Origin of the sequence: Amycolatopsis umgeniensis (assembly GCF_014205155.1) — a bacterium.
Lineage (GTDB): Bacteria > Actinomycetota > Actinomycetes > Mycobacteriales > Pseudonocardiaceae > Amycolatopsis > Amycolatopsis umgeniensis.
In genome coordinates this window covers 2,018,190-2,039,027 of sequence record NZ_JACHMX010000001.1, presented here as the reverse complement: position 1 = coordinate 2,039,027, position 20,838 = coordinate 2,018,190, and the positions used below count along the sequence as shown (strand labels likewise).

At 68.9% G+C, this 20,838-nt stretch carries 20 protein-coding genes; 12 read left to right on the top strand and 8 right to left on the bottom strand.

Annotated features, from left to right (window positions below; all coding sequences use genetic code 11):
- Positions 1-33: 33 nt before the first annotated feature.
- Positions 34-249, top strand: coding sequence for a hypothetical protein (locus HDA45_RS09035; protein ID WP_184893644.1), 216 nt, complete (start codon positions 34-36; stop codon positions 247-249).
- 391 nt (positions 250-640) lie between these two features.
- Here the strand turns inward: HDA45_RS09035 and HDA45_RS09030 are convergent, their stop codons facing one another.
- On the bottom strand, positions 641-1,318 hold the full coding sequence (locus HDA45_RS09030) for a peptidylprolyl isomerase (protein ID WP_184893642.1): 678 nt from the start codon (positions 1,316-1,318) through the stop codon (positions 641-643).
- 194 nt (positions 1,319-1,512) lie between these two features.
- Between HDA45_RS09030 and HDA45_RS09025 the strand changes: the two genes are divergently transcribed.
- Entirely contained in the window at positions 1,513-2,124 is a 612-nt protein-coding gene (locus tag HDA45_RS09025) for a hypothetical protein (RefSeq protein ID WP_184893640.1), read from the top strand.
- A gap of 12 nt (positions 2,125-2,136) precedes the next feature.
- On the opposite strand, the gene HDA45_RS09020 is transcribed toward HDA45_RS09025, so the two are convergent.
- On the bottom strand, positions 2,137-2,406 hold the full coding sequence (locus HDA45_RS09020) for a DUF2631 domain-containing protein (RefSeq protein WP_184893638.1): 270 nt from the start codon (positions 2,404-2,406) through the stop codon (positions 2,137-2,139).
- 95 nt (positions 2,407-2,501) lie between these two features.
- Here HDA45_RS09020 and dxr point away from each other — a divergent pair, with 95 nt between their 5' ends.
- From dxr to map, 6 genes are all read left to right on the top strand, one after another.
- A complete protein-coding gene (dxr, locus tag HDA45_RS09015; RefSeq protein ID WP_184893636.1) occupies positions 2,502-3,707 on the top strand; it encodes a 1-deoxy-D-xylulose-5-phosphate reductoisomerase in 1,206 nt (401 codons plus the stop codon).
- A gap of 3 nt (positions 3,708-3,710) precedes the next feature.
- Positions 3,711-4,952: a site-2 protease family protein gene (locus HDA45_RS09010; protein ID WP_184893634.1), complete on the top strand. Its 1,242-nt coding sequence runs from the start codon at positions 3,711-3,713 to the stop codon at positions 4,950-4,952.
- Positions 4,953-5,070: 118 nt separating this feature from the next.
- Positions 5,071-6,222, top strand: a complete 1,152-nt coding sequence (ispG, locus tag HDA45_RS09005) for a flavodoxin-dependent (E)-4-hydroxy-3-methylbut-2-enyl-diphosphate synthase (RefSeq protein WP_184893632.1) — start codon at positions 5,071-5,073, stop codon at positions 6,220-6,222.
- Between the two features lie 144 nt (positions 6,223-6,366).
- The gene (locus tag HDA45_RS09000; RefSeq protein WP_184893629.1) at positions 6,367-7,221 is read left to right on the top strand and encodes a GNAT family N-acetyltransferase; all 855 of its coding nucleotides are present in this window, start codon (positions 6,367-6,369) and stop codon (positions 7,219-7,221) included.
- 50 nt (positions 7,222-7,271) lie between these two features.
- Positions 7,272-9,077, top strand: coding sequence for a penicillin-binding transpeptidase domain-containing protein (locus HDA45_RS08995; RefSeq protein WP_184893627.1), 1,806 nt, complete (start codon positions 7,272-7,274; stop codon positions 9,075-9,077).
- A gap of 23 nt (positions 9,078-9,100) precedes the next feature.
- A complete protein-coding gene (map, locus tag HDA45_RS08990; protein ID WP_184893625.1) occupies positions 9,101-9,958 on the top strand; it encodes a type I methionyl aminopeptidase in 858 nt (285 codons plus the stop codon).
- A 78-nt stretch (positions 9,959-10,036) separates the two neighbouring features.
- Here the strand turns inward: map and HDA45_RS08985 are convergent, their stop codons facing one another.
- Positions 10,037-10,726 (bottom strand): FCD domain-containing protein, encoded by a 690-nt coding sequence (locus HDA45_RS08985; protein WP_184893623.1) that lies wholly within the window; start codon positions 10,724-10,726, stop codon positions 10,037-10,039.
- 48 nt (positions 10,727-10,774) lie between these two features.
- Here HDA45_RS08985 and HDA45_RS08980 point away from each other — a divergent pair, with 48 nt between their 5' ends.
- Entirely contained in the window at positions 10,775-12,022 is a 1,248-nt protein-coding gene (locus tag HDA45_RS08980) for an MFS transporter (RefSeq protein ID WP_184893621.1), read from the top strand.
- 55 nt (positions 12,023-12,077) lie between these two features.
- Entirely contained in the window at positions 12,078-12,587 is a 510-nt protein-coding gene (locus HDA45_RS08975; RefSeq protein ID WP_246480653.1) for a hypothetical protein, read from the top strand.
- Between the two features lie 3 nt (positions 12,588-12,590).
- Here HDA45_RS08975 and HDA45_RS08970 read toward each other — a convergent pair whose 3' ends face one another.
- Both HDA45_RS08970 and HDA45_RS08965 read right to left on the bottom strand, forming a co-directional pair.
- Entirely contained in the window at positions 12,591-13,985 is a 1,395-nt protein-coding gene (locus HDA45_RS08970) for a mycothione reductase (protein WP_184893619.1), read from the bottom strand.
- Positions 13,986-14,060: 75 nt separating this feature from the next.
- Positions 14,061-14,909: a M15 family metallopeptidase gene (locus HDA45_RS08965; protein ID WP_378316455.1), complete on the bottom strand. Its 849-nt coding sequence runs from the start codon at positions 14,907-14,909 to the stop codon at positions 14,061-14,063.
- 183 nt (positions 14,910-15,092) lie between these two features.
- Here HDA45_RS08965 and HDA45_RS08960 point away from each other — a divergent pair, with 183 nt between their 5' ends.
- Together HDA45_RS08960 and HDA45_RS08955 are read left to right on the top strand one after the other, a co-directional pair.
- Positions 15,093-15,926, top strand: coding sequence for a S1 family peptidase (locus HDA45_RS08960; RefSeq protein ID WP_184893615.1), 834 nt, complete (start codon positions 15,093-15,095; stop codon positions 15,924-15,926).
- A gap of 33 nt (positions 15,927-15,959) precedes the next feature.
- Positions 15,960-16,442: a GNAT family N-acetyltransferase gene (locus HDA45_RS08955; RefSeq protein ID WP_184893613.1), complete on the top strand. Its 483-nt coding sequence runs from the start codon at positions 15,960-15,962 to the stop codon at positions 16,440-16,442.
- Here the strand turns inward: HDA45_RS08955 and HDA45_RS08950 are convergent.
- The 3 genes from HDA45_RS08950 to HDA45_RS08940 all read right to left on the bottom strand — a co-directional run bounded on the left by HDA45_RS08950 (position 16,408) and on the right by HDA45_RS08940 (position 20,563).
- Entirely contained in the window at positions 16,408-17,589 is a 1,182-nt protein-coding gene (locus HDA45_RS08950) for an aminotransferase class I/II-fold pyridoxal phosphate-dependent enzyme (RefSeq protein WP_184893611.1), read from the bottom strand. The two genes, HDA45_RS08955 and HDA45_RS08950, sit on opposite strands and share 35 nt — an antisense overlap.
- A 158-nt stretch (positions 17,590-17,747) precedes the next feature.
- Positions 17,748-19,250: a DEAD/DEAH box helicase gene (locus HDA45_RS08945; RefSeq protein WP_184893609.1), complete on the bottom strand. Its 1,503-nt coding sequence runs from the start codon at positions 19,248-19,250 to the stop codon at positions 17,748-17,750.
- Positions 19,251-19,621: 371 nt separating this feature from the next.
- Positions 19,622-20,563, bottom strand: a complete 942-nt coding sequence (locus HDA45_RS08940) for an RIO1 family regulatory kinase/ATPase domain-containing protein (RefSeq protein ID WP_184893607.1) — start codon at positions 20,561-20,563, stop codon at positions 19,622-19,624.
- Between the last annotated feature and the right edge of the window lie 275 nt (positions 20,564-20,838).

Sequence of the window (20,838 nt, the reverse complement as noted above, 5' to 3'; positions counted from 1 at the left end):
CGCGTGCATAGTGTTTTTGACGAGGTTAGATCGATGCTGTTGGCGTTGGTCAAGTCTGAGGTTTCACGAGAACTTGCTGCCGATTGGGCGATGGTGCGGATTCGAGAAGGTGCTCCCGAGTATGCGGATGACACGCTCGTCTGGACTGCTCTTGATCGCTTGGGGGGTGCTGACCTCAAGACTGCTACTGGTTCCTATCTTCACGGTCAAGCGGATTTCGATTCGTGGCTGAGGGAAATGGGCTCCTGATTTTCGTTTGGCCGGGTGGCGACCTGGCGATTCGGCTGATGTCAGGTCGCCGTCGTCGAAATTGAGCGACTTGATGTGCAATGAGTCTTTTGGTTGAGCGCCCTGTTGTGCTCGCAGGATTTGGGTTTTGACCGGAACTGGACTCGGCGCAGTCGGTCCTTCGTGTAGTGATGGGGTCGTGAGGTGCGGACTGGGGTGCGAGTGCTGGGTAACTTTTACGTGTCTTACTCCACCCGCTTGCCCGGTCCGGTGGCGTGGCGAAGGCGCAATTAGGCCTCAGGCTTACTCGGCAAGGCCTCGCGGCACGCGTAACGGGCGCATGGGTCATCTGCAGATCGGAGCTACTTGGCGGTATCGATCGAGGCTGTGGAATTCTCCCGGCCCGTGCCCTTTAGAAGCCGACGGTCGCCTTCTGGATCTTCACCGGCTTCGCGGGCAGCCCGTCCTGCGGGCCGTTCGGATCCGTCGGGATGATCCCGTTCGCCACGATCCGGTCCAGCACGGCCATACCCCGCACGACCTTGCCCATCACCGAGTAGTTCTTCGGGATGTTCGCGAACGAGTGCACGATGAAGAACTCGCTGCCGTTCGTGCCAGGGCCCTGGTTGCCCATGGCGATGGTGCCGCGTTCGTAGGTCTCGGTGCCGTCGACCTCGTCCGGGAACTTGTAGCCCGGGCCGCCCTTCTCGGCTTCGTAGATGTCGCCGCACTGCAGGACGCCGAGGCGCGCGGAGTTCGTCAGGCGCCAGCACTGGCTGTGGTTGTAGAAGCGCTGGAGGGCCAGGCTCGCCAGGTTGTGCGCGGCGCACGGAGCGGCGCCGGCGCGGTTCAGGCGCACGGTGACGGGGCCGTAGTTGAAGCGGAACGTGACGTCGATGGTGCCGCGGGTCAGCGCGAAGGGGAGCGGCCGGAACACCGGGCGGGCCGCGGGGTTCTCCGGCGTCGGCGTGAACTCGCAGCGCACGATCGGCAAGGACGCCGAAGACGCGGGCGCGGCCGTGGCCACCCCGGGCAGCAGGACGGCGGCGAGAGCGGAGACGACGGCGGTGACACCCCAGCGCAGCTTCATGAGGGGGAACCTAACCCAAAAGGGTGGTCGTCGGGTAGCGCTTCACGCCGGGCTCAGTACATGAAGGGGGCCTTCATGTACGTCCGCCGGGTGAGGGGTGGCGGTGAGGCCTCGGTCCGGGTGGTCGCGAGTGGCGTTTCGCGTTAGAACACGAATCGCCACTCACGATCACCCGCACCGAACGGTCACCGCACATGCTGAGCTCACTCACCGCCGCGTACCTCGCCCTCACCCTCGTCGTGATCCCGTCCACCGAGATCCAGCCTGACCAGGTCGAACACATCGCCCTTCCCTGCGCCCAAGCGGGCGCCTCGACCGACGACGGCGATGCCGCCCAAACGCTCAACCAGCAACTCGCCACCAAGATGCGCGGCTACATGAACCCGTACAACACGTCGTGCGCCAGAGCGGTCGTCGAAACGGTCCAGAGATCGGGTCTCAACGAACGCGCGGCGGCGATCGCGATCGCCACGGTGATCGTCGAGTCGAGTATCGCCAACCTCGACGGCGGCCTCGGTGACTCGGTCGGGCTCTTCCAGCAGCGTGCGAGCTGGGGGAGCTTCGAGCAGCGGACCGACCCGGTCTGGGCGACCGGCCGGTTCCTCGCCGTGATGCGGCAGTTCTATCCCCACGACTCGTGGAACGGCGTCGCCATCGGAGAGGTCGCCGCGGTGGTCCAGCGGCCGGCGGCGAAGTACCGGCATCGCTACGGGGTCGAGGCCGACGACGCGGTCAAGATCGTCAACGAGTTGTGGACCCAGAACGGCGAATGGCCCCTGTCCTCGACGGAGAACAGGGGCCGGTAAGCCGTGAAGGAGCTACTTGCGCCAGGCCGTGCGCTGCTTGCGGATGTCCATCACGAGACCGAACACCAGCGTCAGCGACAGGCCGATCAGCCACAGGTTCTCGGTCCAGCCGTGGTGGTTGCCGTACAGCATCACCAGCAGGATGATCGCGCTCAGCCAGCCCGCGATCCGCGTCGCCTTCGGGAAGGAACCGTGCCAGCCCCACTCGGCCGACGGCTCGTCGCGGGGGTCAACGGTGTCGACGCCCACCCGGCCGCGCTTTTCGACCGCCTTGCTCGCCACGATCAACTCCTCAAAACCCGATGGTTCGCTTGCCCGCGAATGATCCCACACCTGGCTGCACGCGCCCGACGGGCCCCGCGCGACAATGAGTCACGATGACTACCTCGCGAAGTGTGCTCGTGCTCGGTTCGACCGGTTCGGTCGGCGCCCAGGCCCTCGACGTCGCGGCCCGCAACCCGGAGCTGTTCCGGGTCGCCGGGATCGCCGCGGGCGGCTCCGACCCCGCCGCGCTGGCCGCCCAGGCCCTCGCGCACGAGGTCGACGCCGTCGCCGTCAGCAGGCCGACGGCCGTGGAAGACCTGCAGCTCGCGCTCTACGCCGAGGCGCAGAAGCGCGGCTACTCCAGCGGCGACTTCAAACTCCCGCGCATCTTCGCCGGGGCCGACGCGGTCGTCGAGATGATCGACGCGACCCCGGTCGACGTGGTCCTCAACGCGCTTCCCGGTTCTCAAGGCCTCCCGCCGACCCTGCGCGCGCTCGCCACCGGCGCCACGCTCGCGCTGGCCAACAAGGAGTCGCTGATCGCGGGCGGGCCGCTCGTGCTGGCCGCGGCCAAGCCCGGCCAGCTGGTCCCGGTCGATTCCGAGCACTCCGCGATCGCCCAGGCCCTGCGCGCCGGGCGCGAGTCCGAGGTCGCCAGGCTGGTGCTCACCGCCTCGGGCGGCCCGTTCCGCGGCCGCAAGCGCGAGGAGCTGGCCGACGTCACCGTCGAGCAGGCGATGGCGCATCCGACCTGGTCGATGGGCCCGCTCATCACGATCAACTCGTCCACCCTGGTCAACAAGGGGCTGGAGCTGATCGAGGCGAAGCTCCTGTTCGACATCGAGACCGACCGCATCGACGTGGTCGTGCACCCGCAGTCGATCATTCACTCGATGGTGACCTTCGTGGACGGCTCGACGATCGCCCAGGCCAGTCCGCCCGACATGCGGCTGCCGATCGCGCTGGCCCTGCACTGGCCGGACCGCGTCCCCGATGCCGCGGCCGCTTGCGTCTGGGACATGCCCGCGAGCTGGACTTTCGAGCCGCTGGACAACGCGGCGTTCCCCGCCGTCGAGCTGGCGAGGCACGCCGGGACCGTCGGCGGGTGCGTCCCGGCGGTCTACAACGCGGCGAACGAGGAATTGGTGGCCGCTTTCCTGGCACAGAACACCGGCTTCACCTCGATTGTGGACACTATTGCCCAGGTGGTGGAAGCCGCCGACGAATGGCGTCGCGAACCTCGCGACGTGGATGACGTACTAGCTGCCGAGCGCTGGGCTCGCGCGCGTGCCGGTGCGCTGATCGGTAAGGGGAAGTAGCGCGTGTGGTTCATTCTCGGGATCGTGCTGTTCGCGCTGGGTATCTGCCTGTCGGTCGCGCTGCACGAAGCCGGTCACATGTGGGCGGCGAAGGCCTTCGGCATGAAGGTCCGGCGCTACTTCATCGGCTTCGGGCCGACGATCTTCTCCTTCCGCCGCGGTGAGACCGAGTACGGCCTCAAGTGGATCCCGCTCGGCGGGTTCTGCGACATCGCGGGCATGACCGCGCTCGACGAGGTCACCCCGGAAGAGTCGAAGCGCGCGATGTGGCGCTTCAAGACCTGGAAGCGCACCGTCGTCATGTCGGCGGGCTCGGCGATGCACTTCATCCTCGGGTTCATCATCCTGTACCTGATGGCCGTCACCATGGGCCTGCCGAATCCGGCCGCCCAGGCCGCGCCCACCGAGGCCGTGATCAGCGCCACGTCGTGTGCCCGCGCGGCCACCACCATGGAGCAGCTGAACGACACGACCTGCCCGCCCGGCGCCCCGACCCCCGCGAAGACAGCCGGACTCCAGGCCGGCGACAAGGTCCTCTCCGTCGCGGGCAAGCCGGTGAAGACCTGGCGCGACATGCTGGCCGCCGTCCAGGTCGCCAGCGGTCCGACCCCGTTCGTGGTCGAGCGGAACGGACAGCAGGTGAACCTGACCGTCGACGTGCCCCGCGTGCAGCGGCTCGTCGCCGACGGCTCCAACAACACCACGGTCAAGGACGTCGGCATGATCGGCGCCTCGCCGATCCAGAACACCGCGCCCGCGCTGCTGACCTACGGCCCCGTCGACGCGATCGGCGGGACGCTCAGCTTCACCGGCACGATGTTCTCCGAGACCGCCAAGCGGCTGATCGAGTTCCCGTCCCGGGTCCCGGCGGTGGTTTCGTCCATCTTCGGCGGCGAGCGCGACCCGAACACCCCGGTCAGCGTGGTCGGCGCCAGCCGGATCGGTGGCGAAGCGGCCGAGCGCGGCCTGTGGGAGATCTTCGTGCTCCTGCTGGCGAGCCTGAACTTCTTCATCGGCGTGTTCAACCTGCTGCCGCTGCTCCCGCTCGACGGCGGGCACATCGCGGTCGTCTGGTACGAGCGGGTCCGGGACTGGTTCCGGAAACTGCGCGGGAAGGCGGCGGGCGGACCGGTCGACTACACGAAGCTCTCCGCGGTCACGATGGTGCTCGTCTTGATCGGCGGGGCGGTGACCCTGCTCACCGTCACCGCCGACATCGTGAACCCGGTCAAGCTGTTCCAGTGACGGACGACGCCGGTTCGGGAGCGCGCTGTCAGCACCGTTGGGCTGCCCAGGTAATGCTGCTCACCGTGACGGCTGACGTCGTGTATGTCCGCCGATCGGGGTAGGTACGCTTGACGGTGTGACTGTCGCTCTAGGTATGCCAGCGCTTCCTCCTCCCGTCCTCTCCGAGCGTCGCAAGACCCGACAGCTGCAGGTCGGGCCGGTCGGCGTCGGGAGCGAGCACCCGATTTCGGTGCAGTCGATGACCACCACCCTCACCTCCGACGTCAACGCGACCCTGCAGCAGATCGCCGAACTGACCGCTGCGGGCTGTGACATCGTGCGGGTCGCGTGCCCGTCCGCGGACGACGCCGAGGCGCTGTCGGCGATCGCCAGGAAGTCGCAGATCCCGGTCATCGCGGACATCCACTTCCAGCCGAAGTACGTCTTCGCCGCGATCGAAGCGGGCTGCGCGGCGGTCCGGGTGAACCCGGGCAACATCCGCAAGTTCGACGACCAGGTCAAGGAGATCGCGCGGGCCGCGAAGGACCACGGCACCCCGATCCGGATCGGGGTCAACGCGGGTTCGCTCGACAAGCGGATCATGGACAAGTACGGCAAGGCGACCCCGGAGGCGCTGGCCGAGTCGGCGCTGTGGGAGGCGTCGCTGTTCGCCGAGCACGACTTCTACGACGTCAAGATCTCCGTGAAGCACAACGACCCGGTGGTCATGGTGCGCGCGTACGAGATCCTCGCCGAGCAATGCGACTACCCGCTGCACCTCGGTGTCACCGAGGCCGGCCCGGCGTTCCAGGGCACCATCAAGTCGGCCGTGGCCTTCGGCGCGCTGCTGCGCCAGGGCATCGGCGACACCATCCGCGTTTCGCTCTCCGCGCCGCCGGTGGAAGAGGTCAAGGTCGGGATCCAGATCCTGCAGTCGCTGAACCTCAAGGAGCGCAAGCTCGAGATCGTCTCCTGCCCCTCGTGCGGCCGCGCGCAGGTCGACGTCTACACGCTCGCCGAGCAGGTCACCGCCGGGCTCGAGGGCATGGAGATCCCGCTGCGCGTCGCGGTCATGGGCTGTGTCGTCAACGGCCCCGGCGAGGCGCGCGAGGCCGACCTCGGCGTCGCTTCGGGCAACGGCAAGGGCCAGATCTTCGTCAAGGGCGAGGTCATCAAGACCGTCCCCGAGCACGCGATCGTCGAGACGCTGATCGAAGAGGCGATGCGGATCGCCGAGGAGTCGGGCCAGACGATCGGCGAGGGAGAGCCCATCGTCACCGTCGGCTGACTGGTCGAGACAAGTGCGCGGAAAGGCCCCTTCACCGGTGAAGGGGCCTTTCCGCGCACTTGATGGCCTCGACCTGCTGAGGTTCTCTCAGCGTGTCGTGAAGCTTGCGTTCCGTTTACGCCGCTCATCTGGCACCCTGGAGTGGTGTTGCGGCTTGCAGGTGCACGGCTGCTCGATGATCGGGACTATCCGGCGGTCCGTGCCGCGCTCGCCGCAGACCCGGTCGGCAGCTGCATGGTCAGTGCCAGGGTGGAGACCGCGGGTCTCGACCCCTGGCGGCTCGGTGGCGAGCTCTGGGCCGCCGATTCCCGTCCCGTTCGCGCGGGCAGGCTCCAGGGGCTGTGCTTCTCCGGGCCGAATCTGATCCCGTTGCGCGGCAACGCCTCCGCTTTGCGCTCCTTCGCCGATCGCGCCTTGCGCCGCCAGCGGAGCTGTTCGTCACTGGTCGGCCCGGCCGAACAGGTGCTGGGACTGTGGGACGAACTCGAGCCCGAGTGGGGCCCCGCCCGCGAAGTACGGCACGACCAGCCTCTGATGGCGCTCGACGGGGTCCCGTCCGTGGCCGCCGATCCGCTGGTCCGCGCGGTGCGCCCGGAGGAACTCGACAGGTACCTCCCGGCCGCGATAGCGATGTTCATCGAGGAAGTCGGCGTCGACCCCCGCAACGGCGACGGCGGCGCCGGTTATCGCGCCCGAGTCGCGGAACTGATCGCCGGTGGCCGCGCCTTCGCGCGGTTCGAGGACGGCGAGGTCGTCTTCAAGGCCGAGATCGGCGCGATGTCCTCCACCGTCGGCCAGATCCAGGGGGTCTGGGTGCATCCGGAACGCCGGAGCGGCGGCATCGGCACCGCGGGGACGGCGTCCGTGGTGACCAGGCTCGTCCGGGGGATGGGCCGCACCGCGAGCCTGTACGTCAACGCCTACAACAGCCCGGCGCTCGCCGCCTATCGCAAGATCGGCTTCCAACAGGTCGGGCAGTACGCGACGGTTCTCTTCTAGCGCGGCGTTGCGTCCCGTCGGAACCCATCGGTACTGGCAGGATCCGGTGCATGCCAGCAGGTCGTCGTTTCGCCGTCGTCGTGCTCGCGGGGGTGGTGGGCCTCTCGGCCGCCGGTTGCGGACTCTTCGCCGATTCCGGTCCCGAAGACGCGATCACGGGTTTCCTCAACGGACTCGCCTCCGGTGAGGTCGCCGCCGCGGCGTTCTTCACCGATTCGCCGGACGCCGCGCGCGCGTCGCTGGAGATGACGCGGAAGGCGCTTTCCCCCGAGTCGATCAAGGTCGCCGCCGACGAGGTCAAGCACGCGTCCGGGGCGGACAACGGGACGGCGACCTATCAGCTCACCTGGAACCTCCCGCGCGGTCGTGTCTGGACGTACAAGGCCGACGCGCAGGTCCATTCCACTCAGGACGGGTGGAAGGTGCGCTGGCTGCCGACGGTGCTCCATCCGAAGCTGGCCGCGCAGCAGAGCATCGCGCTGAAGTCCGAGCCGCCGGACCTCGCGCCGGTGCTGGACCGTGACGGCATGCCGTTGCTGCGCCCGCAGAACGTGGTCAGTGTGGTGCTCGACCCGGCGAAGGCGGGGGACCTGGTGGCGGTCTCCGACAAACTCGGCGCGGCGCTCAACCGGTTCGAAGCGTCGGTGACCGGGCAGTCGATCCGTGACGGGGTCAAGGCGCTCAAGCCGGGAACCGGCTATCCGGTGGTGAGCCTGCGGGCGAACAGCTACCAAGAGGTGAAACCCGAGATCTACGACCTGCCCGGCGTGCGGTTCAGCCAGCAGGACAGGCTGCTGCCCGACGACAAGAACTTCGGCAAGCAGGTGCTGCCCGCCGTCCGCTCACTCGTCGAGGACCAGGTGGAGGGCTCGGCGGGCTGGCGCGTCGTCACCCTGGACACCGGCGGTGGCGAGATCATCGATCTGCACACCGAACAGCCCAAACCGGCCCCCGCCGTCGTCAGCACCCTCAGTGTGAAGGCGCAGGGTTCGGCGGAACGGGCGCTCGCCCCTGTCCCGACGGCCTCCGCGCTGGTCGCGATCCAGCCGTCGACCGGTGAACTCCTCGCCGTGGCCCAGAACGTCCCCGCCGACGCGCAGGGCGCGATCGCGCTCACCGGCCGGTTCCCGCCGGGTTCCACGATGAAGATCGCGACAGCCGTCGCCGCGCTGTCCGCGGGCTCGGTGCGAGCGGACAGTCCCGTCGACTGTCCCGGCACGGCCACCTTCGAGAACCGCACGGTGCCGAACGAGGGCAAGTTCGCCCTCGGCACCGTTCCGCTGTCCAAGGCTTTCGCGAAGTCCTGCAACACGACGTTCGCGAAGCTCTCGACCGATTTGCCGCCAGCCGCGCTGACCGACGCCGCACGAGACCTCGGCGTCGGCGCCGACTTCGTGATCCCGGGTCTGACCACGATCACCGGTTCGGTGCCGCCGGCGAACACCGTCGCGCAGAAGGCGGAGAACGGCTTCGGACAGGGCACCGTGGTGACGAGCCCGTTCGGGCTGGCTGTCGCCGCCGCGACGGTCCAGGCCGGGAAGATCCCGGTGCCGACGCTGGTGCGGGGGATGGCCGCGACGTCGTCCGGGCTCGGGAAGCCGATCCGGCCGGAGGTGCTCGACGCCCTCCGCGGGATGATGCGCGAGGTCGTCACCGACGGCACGGCGACACTGCTCGCACCCCTGCCCGACGTGCGGGGCAAAACCGGGACGGCCCAGTTCGGCGACGGGACGCATTCGCACGGCTGGTTCGTCGGGTACACCGGTGACCTGGCCTTCGCGCTGCTGACCACCGACGCGGGGACGTCCAAACCCGCTGTCGAGGCCGCCCAGCGCTTCCTGGCGGGCCTCGGTTAGCCGTCAGGTCGTAGGCTGGTCACATGTCCGTTCGTTCCCCCTTGAAGCCCGGCGTCCAGACGCCGAGGCGAGTCGTCCCCGCCAGCATCGCCCGTCCCGAGTACGTCGACCGGCCGGCGCCGAAACGCGACACGGGCAACGGGGTCCGCACGCCCGAGGTGATCGAGGCGATGCGTGTCGCGAGCCGGATCGCGGCGCAGGCGCTCGAAGAGGGCGGCAAGGCCGTCAAACCCGGTGCGACCACCGACGACATCGACAAGGTGATCCACGAGTTCCTCCTGGACAACCACGCGTACCCGTCGACGCTCGGCTACCGGGCCTTCCCGAAGTCGTGCTGCACCTCGCTCAACGAGGTGATCTGCCACGGGATCCCGGATTCGACGGTGATCGAGGACGGCGACATCTGCAACATCGACGTCACCGCGTTCATCGGCGGCGTCCACGGCGACACCAACGCGACGTTCCTGGCGGGTGACGTCTCCGAGGAGGCGCGGCTGCTGGTCGAGCGCACGCGTGAGGCGACAGCGCGCGCCATCAAGGCCGTCCGCCCCGGCAGGCAGCTCAACGTGATCGGCCGCGTCATCGAGGCTTACGCGAAGCGGTTCGACTACGGCGTCGTGCGCGACTTCACCGGCCACGGCGTCGGCCCGGCGTTCCACACCGCGCCGACCGTGCTGCACTACGAGGAGCCGTCGGTCGACACGGTCATCGAGCAGGGCATGACCTTCACGATCGAGCCGATGATCACCCTCGGCACCATCGACTACGACATCTGGGCCGACGACTGGACCGTCACCACCAAGGACAAGAAGTGGACGGCCCAGTTCGAGCACACCCTCGTGGTGACCGAAAACGGCGCCGAGATCTTGACCCTCCCGTAAGAGGGCTGAAGGGGCCCTTCACCGCATGCGATGCGGTGAAGGGCCCCTTCGTCACGTCTGATGCGGGGAAAGTCCCCTTCAGCTCTCGTCCTGCTCCACCCTGGCCAGGAGTTCGTCGAGGAAACCGCACGCCTCGCTGGCGGCCAGGTCCGCGTCGCCGTCGGCGATGGCCTCGGCGAGTCCCTCGTGGCCGATCTCCGGCAGGTACTCGCCTCCCGGCGTCACGTTCGACGTCGCGGCCACGCTGGCCGTGATCACCTCGGTGAGTCCGCGGTACATCTCGGTCAGCAGGGTGTTATGTCCACTTTGGACAACGGCGAAGTGGAATTCCGCGTCCGTACGGGCGAAGTCCTCCCAACGGCGCTCCCGCAGCTCTTCGTTGCGGCGTGCGAGCAGCGAGCGCAGTTCGGTCACTTCGTCCGCGGTCCGCGATTTCGCCGCGAGCCGGGCGCCCTCGACCTCGAGGATGCGCCGCACCTGCAGCACCTCGCGCAGTTCCGAACCGCATAACCGCCGGATGGCGCCCGAGACCTCGCTCGTCGCCCGCACGTAGGTGCCGTCGCCTTGCCGGACTTCGAGCAGTCCTGTGTGAGCCAGCGCGCGAACAGCCTCGCGAACGGTGTTTCGCCCGACCCCGAGCTGGCCTGCCAGCTCCGGTTCGGTCGGAATCCGCTGCCCGATGGGCCATTCTCCCTGCGTGACGGCGTCACGCAGCTGCTCGATGACCTGATCGACCAGGCCGGCACGGCGCGTGGTGGCCAATGGCACAGCGTTGTCCCTTCATCCAATCATCCTATGTATGTGATACTAGCCGACGTGCGTGTCGACTCCCGAGAACCCGTTTCCCCGTTCGATGACCGTCTTGAACTCGAAGGCGCGATCGAAACGGAATGGCGGCCGGGAGTGATCACGGGCGGTCTCCTGCTCGGCGTCGCGGTGATCCTGGTCGCCCTCAACCTGCGTCCGGCGATCACCAGTGTCGGCCCGATCCTCGGCGAGATGCGCGACGACCTCGGCGCCACGGCGACCTGGGCGGGCGTGCTCACCACGCTTCCCGGCCTCTGTTTCGCCGCCGCCGGCCTCGCCGCCCCCGCGCTCGCCCGCCGGTTCGGTGTCGGCGCGGCCATCGCGTCCGCGCTGTCGATCCTGGCCGTCGGCCTGGTGCTGCGGGTGATCGACGGACCGTACGTCGTGCTCGGGGGAACCCTCGTCGCCACGGCCGGAATCGCCTTGGCGAACGTCTTGATCCCGGTCGTCATCAAGGACTCCTTCCCGGCGCGTGTTGGCATGATGACCGGCGTGTACACCGCCGCTCTGCAGGGCGGAGGCGCCCTGGGGTCCGCGCTCACCCCTCCCTTGGAGAACGCGTTCGGCGGCTGGCGCCAAGGTCTGGGCGCCTGGTCGGTACTGGCGGTGCTCGCACTCCTCGTCTGGATTCTCGCAGCCCGCGGTACGGGGCGTGCGCCCGTTGCCGAGGCAGGCAAGCAGGGTAGCGGGCGATCGCTCCTGCGTAGTCCCCTTGCGTGGATGGTCACCCTTTTCTTCGGCACTCAGGCCTTTTTGGCCTACGTCGTGATGGGCTGGCTGCCGGAAGTGATGATCGATTCGGGGGTGAGCAAGGGTGACTCGGGTCTGCTGCTCGGGCTGATCTCGCTCATCGCCGTCCCGATCAGTCTCGTGGTCGCGCCGATGGCCGCGCGGCACCGCAGCCAGAGCCCGTGGATCGTCGGGCTGGGCGTCTTCGGCTTCGCCGGCATGGTCGGCATGATGGTCGCCCCGGCCGCCTCGCCACTGCTCTGGTGCGTCCTCATCGGGCTCGGGATGAGCGTCTTCTCGCTCGCGCTGACGGTGATCGCGCTGCGGGCGCGCACCGGCGCGGACACCGCGCGCCTGTCGGGGATGGCGCAGGGCATCGGCTACCTGATGGCGGCCGTCGGGCCGTTCCTCTTCGGACTGCTCCACGATCTCACGAGCGGTTGGACCGTGCCTTGGATCATGATGCTCGTGGTCTTCGTCGCGCAGATGACCTTCGGTGCCTTCGCCGGTCGCCGCCGCTTCGTCTGAACGCGTTCAAAAAACTTCTTGACCCCATACCGGGCGGAGCCATAGCCTGACTGAGTTGAACCTGTTCAAAAACTCGGTTCTGGGGGTCGGCGTGGTGGAGGAACTGGCGTACGGGACGGCTCTGGCGCTCTTCGCCGCGGTGTGTGTCGCGCTGCCGCCCGAGCGGGCGGCCCGGGCGGCCTCGCCGTTCGAGTTCTACCGCGCCGTGGACCGGGTGTGCGTGCAGGTGCTGAGGGACGGCGACGCGGAAGACCGGTTCTGGCCGGATTCGCAGGGGGACGTCGCGGTCGAGCGGCGCAAGTGGGAACACTTCGTCGCGAAGAAGGTGGACGGCGCCAAGGAGGTCTTCAAGGGGGCGACGGGGGTCCGCACGATGCACGCGGCCGCGGCATCGGCGCGTGAGGACTTCCTGGCGACCGTCCGCCACTACGTCGAGGCGACCGAGCGGTTCCAGAGGGACGGGGCCCGCTCGGCCGCCTTGTTCAGCACGTCGAAGACAGCGAGAGCCGCCTTACGGGATCTCTCGTGGGAACAGGGCGCTCGCGTCTGCGTGATCGTGATCTGAGGTTCAGTCCAGCGGCAGGTTCAGCAGCGCGTTCTCGACCAGTTCCGGCATCGCCGGGTGGATCCAGTACTGCCCGCGCGCCATGCTCTTCGCGTCGAGACCGAAGCTCATCGCCTGGATCAGCGGCTGGATCACCGAAGACGCCTGCGGGCCGATGATGTGCGCGCCCAGCAACTGCCCGGTGGCCGGGTCGGCGAGCAGCTTCGCGAAGCCGGTGGTGTCCTCCATCGCCCAGCCGTAGGCGATGCCGGCGTAGTCCTGGTGCGAAGTCACGTACGAAACCCCGCGCTCGCGCGCCTCACGTTCGGTCAGCCCGACCGAAGCGACCTGCGGCGAGGTGAACACCGCGTGCGGGACGAACCGGTGGTCGGCTTCGATCCGCTCGTCCGGGTGCAGCAGGTTGTGCTGCACGACGCGCTGCTCGTGGTTCGCGACGTGCTTCAACTCGAAGACCGATGAGATGTCGCCGAGCGCGTAGATCCCGTCGACCACGGTCTGCTGGTACTCGTCGACCACGACGTGCCCGCGTTCGCCCGTGGTCACGCCGGTGGCGGCGACGTCGAGCAGATCCGAGTTCGGCGTGCGCCCGGTGGCGACCAGCAGCACTTCGGCCTCGACGGTCTCGGCGCCCTGCGGGCCTTCGAGGTCCAGGGCGACCCCCGACGAGGTCTTGCGCGCGCGGACGGTCTTCCGGTCGAGCCGGACGTCGAACCGCTGCGAGGCCAGTTCGGTGAACCGGGCGCTGACGTCGTCGTCCTCGGAACGCAGCAGCGCGCCGGACCGGTTGACCACGGTCACGTCCACCCCGAACGAGGCGAAGACGTGCGCGAACTCGGCCGCGATGTATCCGCCGCCCAGGATCACGATGCTCGACGGCAGGTCGTCGAGCCGCATGACGGTGTCCGAGGTGAAGTAGCCGGTCTCGGCGAGGCCGGGGACGTCCGGGATCACCGGGCGCCCGCCCGCGGCGAGCACGAACCGGTCGGCGGTGATCGTCTCGGCCGGACGGCCGTCGGGGTAGCTGACCCGCAGTTCCTTGGTCCCGGTGAAGCGGCCTTCGCCCGCGTACACGGTGACGTTCTTGTTGTCCTCGTGCGCGACGCGGTACTCGAGCCCGCCGGCGGCGATCGGGTCGATGCGGCCGAAGATCCGGTCGCGGACGTCGCGCCAGCGGACCCCGGTCAGCTCCTCGTCCACGCCGAACTTCGACGACGACGCGGGGGTGGCCGCGACGTTGGCGGCGTGCACGAACATCTTCGTCGGGATGCAGCCCACGTTCAGGCAGGTACCGCCGAACGTGCCCTTCTCCACGATCGCCGTGTTCCAGTCCGCGAAACGCGGGTCGAGGATCGAGTTACCCGATCCGGTACCGACGATCACCAGGTCGTAGTGGGGCACGCTGTAGTCCTTTGCGGCGGGAGCGGGGGTGGTACCGACTCTAGCCAACTCGCCGCGGAGGGCAGTTGTTCCCGGTCAACGTCCGTTCGCGCTGAAATGCATCCGGTCCACCGGCGTCGTCCACGTCCCACCCCAGGTCCAGCCGATCGCGGTGAAGGCCGCCACGGTCGGATCCCCGGCGGTGATCATCCCCGGCCGCCGGTTCGCCCGGTCGACGTACGCCGACGCGAGTTCGGGCAGGACGAGGTCGCCCTTGGTGTACGGGTTGCAGAACGGGTTGACGTCGATCGCGAGCCCGTAGGCGTGCGCGGACCAGTTCGCCTGGCCCCGGGCCGGACGGCAGACGAACGCGTTGGTGTTGTTCCCGTCACCCGTCGGGGGAGCGGTGAGTTCGGCGGGAGCGGTCACGCGCATTTCCTCGATCGGGAACTTCGCGGCGAACAACCGCCCGAACACGGTGACGACGGCGTTCGCCACCGAGGCGTTCACGAGCATTTCGCCGGTGTGCGCGCGGCCGTCGAAACCCCAGAACGACAACGTGAGATAGCGCAGTTCGGCCGCTTTGACCGGACAACCGGCTTGCCAGGTGCTGCGCGCGAAAACCTCGGCGGGAACCGGGTTCACCGTGCCCGCGAACCGGTTCCCGGCGGGCGGGGGCAGCAGATCCGCCGTCGGCAGCGAACGGTCGGCGAGTACGGGAGGAGTCGGGAGGATCTGCCCGAAACCGTCACGGCGCAAGGGAAGCGGCTTCGCGCCGACCTGCCAGACCGGTGCGGGAGGCGGGGTCGAAGTGCTCGGTATCGGTGCCGGTGAAGAGGTTCTCGTGGAACTCGGGGCGGCGGCCGTTGTGGACGGCGCCGGTGTCGTTTCAGTCGGCGCGGGACTGGAACACGACAGCAGGAGAAAGGCCGTAGCCGCCAGAATCGTCGCCGTCGTCCGCACTGGTCCAGCGTGACAGATGCGTTCGGTGAGCACAGGTCCACCCGTTTCAGTGACACCGCATCGGGCTTTCTCCGATTAGGGTATTCGCGATCGCTCGTGTACGCGCTGGAGTCGAATGACTTCCCAGGGTTTGACCGTACGTACGCCCCGGTGAAGGGACAGAACATGCCCAAGAAGTCACGTCGCACCCTCATGCTCGCCGTCGGAGCGGTACTCACGACGGCCGTGATGGTGCCGATAGCGGTCAACAGCGCGTCGGCGGACGACAGCGCCGTGAGCGGGCCGGACAAGGCCGCCGAACCGAGGATCGTGGGCGGCGGCAAGGCTTCGGTTTCGGACTATCCGTACGCGGTCTACCTGGCCGATCGCAGCGGCAACCAGTATTGCGGAGCGGTGATCGTCAGCTCCACGACGGTCGCGACGGCGGCGCACTGCGCGGTCGCGGTCAAGAAGAGCGACGTCCGGGTGGTCGCGGGGCGGGAGGACAAACGCTCGCGGGACGGCGTGGAACTGCGCGTTTCGAAGGTCTGGGTCAGCCCTGACTACAAAGGCGATCCCGGCAAGGGCGACGACATCGCCGTCATGACGGTCAGCGGGCAACTGCCGTACCGGCCCGCGAAGGTCGCCGACAACGGCAACGCCGACCTGTACAACGAGGGGACGAAGGCGACGGTGCTCGGCTGGGGCCGGGTCGCCGACGGCGGCGCGCGGTCGGATTACCTGCGCAGCGCGGTCGTCCCGGTGGTCAGCGACAAGACCTGCCGCACCGCGTACTCGGGCTACGACCCGAGTGACATGGTGTGCGCCGGCTATCCCGAGGGCGGCACCGACGCCTGCCAGGGCGATTCGGGTGGTCCGCTGGTCGTGGGCGACACGCTGATCGGGATCGTTTCGTTCGGCGAAGGCTGCGCGAAGGCGGGCAAGCCCGGCGTCTACACCCGCGTCTCCCACTACGCGAACGAGATCTCGCAGCAAAACAGCCGGGGCCTGATCGGCTGATCGATGCCTTCTTCACGCCCGATGTGCTAACAAGTGGGCGTGAGCACCGACACCCCGATCACCGAGACCTCGTCGTTCCCGCTGTCCGTCGCCGGTGACGAGATCACCGCCGCACAGCTGCACGGCATCCTCCGCCTGCGCGTCGACGTGTTCGTCGTCGAGCAGAACGTCGCCTATCACGAGATCGACGGGCGGGATCTCCTGCCCGGCACACGGCATCTCTGGATCGGTGGCTCCGTCGCCGTCGACTCGTACCTGCGGGTGTTGCAGGACGCCGGCGGCACCTTCCGCATCGGCAGGGTGTGCACGGCCGTCCGCTCACGTGGCAAGGGCCTGGCGGGACGGCTGATGGAGACCGCGCTCGCGGGCATCGGGGACGCGCCGTGCGTGCTCGACGCGCAGACGTACGCGACGAAGTTCTATGCCAAGTACGGCTTCGTGGCCGAAGGCGAAGAGTTCATGGAAGACGGGATCCCGCACATCACGATGTGGCGCCGGGAGGCGCCGCAGCCGTGATGACGCCGACCGCGCGGTCCACATCGGCCTCGGTGAGGTCGGCCCGCGCGGTCAGGCGCAGGCGGGAGATGCCGTCCGGCACGGACGGCGGGCGGAAGCAGCCGACACGCACGCCCTGATCCGCGCACTCGGCGGCCCATGTGACGGCGGCTTCGGGCGACGGCGCCTGCACCGAGATCACCGCGGCGTCCGGGAGACTGACCCGGAACCCCGCCGCTTTCAGCTGTCCCGCAAGGTTTCCGGCCGCTTCGGTCACCTTGGTGGCCAGCTCCGGCTCGGCCTTCAGCGCGTTGAGAGCGGCCAGTGCGGCTGCGGCGCTGGCGGGCGCGAGAGCGGTGTCGAAGATGAAGCTGCGTGCGGTGTCCACGAGATGCTTGATGACGCGACGCGGCCCGAGTACCGCTCCGCCTTGCGCCCCAAGGGATTTCGACAGCGTGATCGTGGTGACGACGTCCGGCGCGCTGGAGAGTCCCGCGGCGTGGACGGCTCCGCGGCCGCCTTCGCCGAGAACGCCGAAGCCGTGGGCGTCGTCGACGAGCAGCGAAGCGCCGTGCTCCCGGCAGACGGCAGCGAGTTGCTCCAGTGGGGCGATGTCGCCGTCCACGGAGAACACGGAGTCGGTGACGACGAGCGCGCGCGGTTTGCGGCGGGTCGCGAGCGCGTGCTTGAAAGCGCCCGGATCGCTGTGCGCGACGGCGGCGATGTCCGATCGGGACAGGCGGCAGCCTTCGATCAGCGAGGCGTGGATGTACTTGTCCGTGACGATCGCGGAATCCGCGCCGGAGAGGGCTGTCACGGCGCCGAGGTTCGCGGTGAAGCCGGACGAGAAGACCAGCGCGGCCTGCGTGCCGCAGAATCGGGCGAGTTCCTGCTCGAGTTCGGCGTGGACGTCGGTCGTGCCGGAGACGAGGCGGGAGCCGGTCGCCCCGGCGCCCCAGCGCAACGCGGCCGCGGCGGCCGCACCGGCGACGCGCTTGTCCCTGGCGAGCCCGAGGTAGTCGTTGCCCGCGAGGTCCAGCTCGGGTTCCTGTGCCTGCCGGATGCGCAGCTTGCGCACCAGCCCGGCCTCGGCCCGCTTCTCCGCCTCCACGTCGAGCCAGTCGAAGACCTGGTCGGGCGGGAGGTTCTGGGGAGCGGCAGAAGTCACGCCCCGCAGTCTCCCATCCGCCGTTCGCAAACCCGTCAGACGGGTGCCAGAACACGTGACTCGCGTGAATGAAGACGGGACTCGCGTGATCGGAGACGTAACTCGAGAGTTCCGCCCTCAATCACGCGAGTCCCGGTCAGGAACACGCGATATACGACTTAGCTGTCGTAGCTGCGACGCGGGCGGCTGCCCGGACGCTGCGGGCGGCCGCTGCCGCCACCGGACTCGCCACGACGCGGGCGGCCGCGGAAGCCGCCGGGACGGCCGCCTTCGCGGTGACCGTGACCTTCGCGCGAACCCTGGTAGCCACCGCGGTCGCCGCCACCGTAGCCGCGGCCACCGCCACGACGCGGGGACTCACGACGACGCTCGATGACCGGCTCGCCGCTGGGCTGCTGCGCACCGGTGATGCGAGCGAGCTCGGCGTCGCCGGGGCGGACCGTGGTCTGCTCGGCGCGCACGCCGGCGCGGTCGGTCATCCGGCGCACCATGCGGCGCTGGTCGTGGGTGACCAGCGTGACCACGACACCGGACGCCCCGGCGCGCGCGGTGCGGCCGGCGCGGTGCAGGTAGTCCTTGTGGTCGGCGGCCGGGTCGACGTGCAGCACCAGCGAGATGTCGTCGACGTGGATACCGCGCGCGGCGACGTCCGTGGCGACGAGGACCGGGGCGTAGCCCTCCTTGAAGTCCGAGAGGACCCGGTTGCGCTGGCCCTGGGTCTTGCCGCCGTGCAGGGCGGCCGCGTGGACTCCCTTCTCGCGCAGGCGCTCGGTGAGGCGGTCCACGTGGTGCTTGGTGCGGACGAACATGATCGTGCGGCCCTCGCGGGCGCCGATCTCGGTGATGATGTCCTGCTTGTCCTGGTGCGACACCTGGAGCACGTGGTGGTCCATGGTGGTGACGCTGGCCGTCGACGGGGCCACCGAATGGGTGACCGGGTTCGTCAGGTACGCCCGGACCAGCCGGTCGACGTCACCGTCGAGGGTCGCCGAGAACAGCAGGCGCTGGCCGTCACGCGGGGTCAGGTCGAGGATCTCGCGAACCTGCGGCATGAAGCCCATGTCGGCCATCTGGTCGGCCTCGTCGAGCGCGACGAAGTTGATGTCGGACAGCGAAGCGGTGCCCTGGCGGACGTGGTCCGACAGCCGGCCGGGGGTGGCGATCAGCAGGTCGACGCCGCGGGAAAGCGCGTCGGCCTGGCGGGTGAAGGCCATGCCGCCGACGGCGGTGCGGCACCACAGGCCGAGGGACTTGGCCAGCGGGGTCAGCGAGTCGGCGACCTGCATGGCCAGCTCGCGGGTCGGGACGAGGATCAGCGCGCGGGGGTGCTTCGGACGGGCGCGGCCGCCGTTGAGCCTGGTCAGCATCGCCAGGCCGAAGGCAAGGGTCTTGCCGGAACCGGTCTGCGCGCGGCCGAGCACGTCGCGGCCGGCGAGCGCGTCGGGGATGGTCGCCGACTGGATCGGGAAGGGGGTGGTGATTCCGCCGTCGGCGAGTGCCCGCAGCAGCGGCTCGGGAAGGCCGAGCTCCGCCCAGGTCGTCGCCTTGACCGTCTCGACGGCGTCGTCGTGCAGCATCGCGTCACCCGCGGGGCGGGTGCGCGGCTTGCGGTGCTGACGCGCCGACGGTGAGGTGTGGCCGGAGTTGAACGTGACTGTCACAAATGCCTCTCGGACGTGGCACGTCGCAAGGAGGCCCGGGCTGCCCGCACGCAGGCAGGGCAAGATGGTGTGCACAGATGGGCGTTCACAGGGACGAACCCGGCACACCGCGTCTGCGTGACACCGCGCGCCAATTGATTGATACGGATACCGCGAGCCATTCGGTTGGCTTTGGAGGCGACGGACACCACTCATCCACGCCGCCGGTTGCGGTCTAGTACTACTGTACCGGACCGTTATCCGGCCTCCCAATCGGAGGGACCGATTGTGGGCAGGGTCTCCACGACGGGGCCCGGAAGCACCATTGTGGACGGTCGGGGACCGAAGGGGGCTTTCCGCATCGGATACGGGAAAGCCCCCTCCCGCACCCGTCAGCGCAACCCGGCGATCTCCCGCAGTTCACCGATCAGCTCGGTGACCGCCGTCAATCGCTCCGGGAGTCCCCGTGAGTGGAACCAGGTGGCGATGTTCCGCACGTCCCGCGCGAGGAACTCGAGCCCGCCGGGGTTGGCCACGATGTCGACCACCTGCGGCAGATCGATCACCATGATCTGCCCGCGGTGGACGAGCAGGTTGTACGCCGAGAGGTCGCCGTGCGCGAGGCCCTGCGACGCCAGCAGCTCCAGCATCGCCGAGGTCTGGAACCACAGCTCCCGCAACTGCCCGGGCTCCGGCCGGACCTGCGCCAGCCGCGGCGCGGCGGTCTCGCCGTCGCCGAGGAATTCCAGCAGCAGTTCGGTGCCGTCGCGCTGCACCGGGTACGGCACCGGGGCGCCGACCGCCCACAGCCTGCTCAACGCGCTGAACTCGGCCACCGCCCACTGCTCGGCGATGAGGTTGCGGCCGAAGCTGCTGCGCGTCTCCATCGCCCGCATCTCCCGCGAGCGCCGCATCCGCCTGCCTTCGAGGTAGCCGGCGTCACGGTGGAACAAGCGGTGCTCGCCACTGCGATACCGCTTGGCCGCCAGCACCGTGCCCTCGGTACCGGGCAGGTTGCGCCGGACGAGGTGGACGTCGGCCTCCTTGCCGGTTTTGAGGATGCCCAGTTCGGTGTCCACCGCCGCCAGTTCGGTGATCACCCAGTCGGGCCGCGGCTGCGGCCCGTGTTCCGCTTCTCCCCAGGTGCTCCAGCGGTCGGCGCCGTCGGGGATGGCTGTTTCGGTGTACGCGTCTTCGCGCAGCCGGGCGAGCCGGATGCGTTCGGCTTCGGTGAGCCGTCCGCCGCGGGAGGGTTCGGGCTCGTCGTCGAAACGAGCGCGACGGGTGCGGCGTGGACGTTGTTCGTAGGACTCTTCGAGATCGTGCTTGCGCACTGGTGGGTTCTCCTAGTCAGGGGTGCCCCACCGGGCGAGCGTCGTGACTCCGCGCTCAGCCGCGAGGGGCGAGTGGATGGGGGCGGCAAACGCCCCGGACAGTCATCTGCACGACGCACCTCCCTGTCGCATCCACCGGCGCCCTGCCGGATCGCGCACGATCATCTCGGACGCCGCCGGGCGCCCGCAACCGAATTAATTCCGGGTGTCGCAACACCTCCCGGACGACGCCGTTCCTGACCAGGGCCGAACAGCCACCGGCGCTCCTGGCCCGC

What these genes read in the sequence shown, in the direction of transcription:
- HDA45_RS09035 (WP_184893644.1), top strand. Translation starts at nt 34, where the DNA reads ATGCTGTTGGCGTTGGTCAAGTCTGAGGTTTCACGAGAACTTGCTGCC.
- HDA45_RS09030 (WP_184893642.1), bottom strand. Translation starts at nt 1,318, where the DNA reads ATGAAGCTGCGCTGGGGTGTCACCGCCGTCGTCTCCGCTCTCGCCGCC.
- HDA45_RS09025 (WP_184893640.1), top strand. Translation starts at nt 1,513, where the DNA reads ATGCTGAGCTCACTCACCGCCGCGTACCTCGCCCTCACCCTCGTCGTG.
- dxr (WP_184893636.1), top strand. Translation starts at nt 2,502, where the DNA reads ATGACTACCTCGCGAAGTGTGCTCGTGCTCGGTTCGACCGGTTCGGTC.
- HDA45_RS08995 (WP_184893627.1), top strand. Translation starts at nt 7,272, where the DNA reads ATGCCAGCAGGTCGTCGTTTCGCCGTCGTCGTGCTCGCGGGGGTGGTG.
- map (WP_184893625.1), top strand. Translation starts at nt 9,101, where the DNA reads ATGTCCGTTCGTTCCCCCTTGAAGCCCGGCGTCCAGACGCCGAGGCGA.
- HDA45_RS08960 (WP_184893615.1), top strand. Translation starts at nt 15,093, where the DNA reads ATGCCCAAGAAGTCACGTCGCACCCTCATGCTCGCCGTCGGAGCGGTA.